At 64.8% G+C, this 799-nt stretch carries 1 protein-coding gene; it reads right to left on the bottom strand.

Annotation, left to right across the window (positions count from 1 at the left end; genetic code table 11):
- Nucleotides 1–440: 440 nt before the first annotated feature.
- Nucleotides 441–799 (bottom strand): EAL domain-containing protein (locus E2C05_RS32230; protein ID WP_133223653.1); only part of this gene is annotated, 359 nt, incomplete at its 5' end.

Genomic DNA, 799 nt, shown 5'->3' on the forward strand with positions numbered 1-799 from the left:
TGCGGTCATACCGACCGCGGTTCTCCGGCGTCCACATCCCGCCAAATCGCGCACCACCCGCCGCAACCCGCCAGTCACAACCGATTCAGATGACTCACCATGTTCCCGGATGGACACTCAGTGCCTAGCGGGTATGTGGAAGTCACCTGTCGATCTGATTTTGCAGGCCTCACGGCAGCGGTCGAATGGCGTGAGGTGGGCGGGCCGCCTGTGCTGAGCCCACCGGCTGAGCACGGCTTCGGTATCCGGCTACTGGAACGTGCGTTGGTGCGTGATCTTGGCCCTGGCGCACGGGTGATCCTCAGGTTCGAACCGGACGGACTGCAGGCAGTGATCTGCTTTGCGCCGCGACCTACAATGCCCGTGATCCGATGATCCCTTCCGCCGTGCGACGCATCCCAGCATCTCGCTTTCCTTCCTCAAGCTCAAAGCAAGCTGGGTCAGGCGGCACGGATGCGATTGGCTGGCTGCGGCCGGCTGAACAGGTAGCCCTGCGCCTCGGTGCAGCCTTTGTGCGCCAGCGCGGCGAACTGCTCCTCGGTCTCCACGCCCTCTGCCGTCGTCGTCATGTCGAGCGCGGCGCAGAGCTCGACGATGGCCTGCACGATCGCGCTGCTCTGGCGCGACCGGTCCAGCTCGCGCGTGAAGCAGCGGTCGATCTTCACCTTGTCGAAGGGAAAGCGCTGCAGGTAGCTGAGCGAGCTGTAGCCCGTGCCGAAATCATCCATGGCGATCCGCACGCCGAGCGCCTTCAGCCGGTGCAGCGTCGCCAGCGTCGCCTCGGTGTCCTGCAGCATCA

It is taken from the genome of Paracraurococcus ruber, from assembly GCF_004353985.1.
Taxonomy (GTDB): domain Bacteria; phylum Pseudomonadota; class Alphaproteobacteria; order Acetobacterales; family Acetobacteraceae; genus Paracraurococcus; species Paracraurococcus ruber.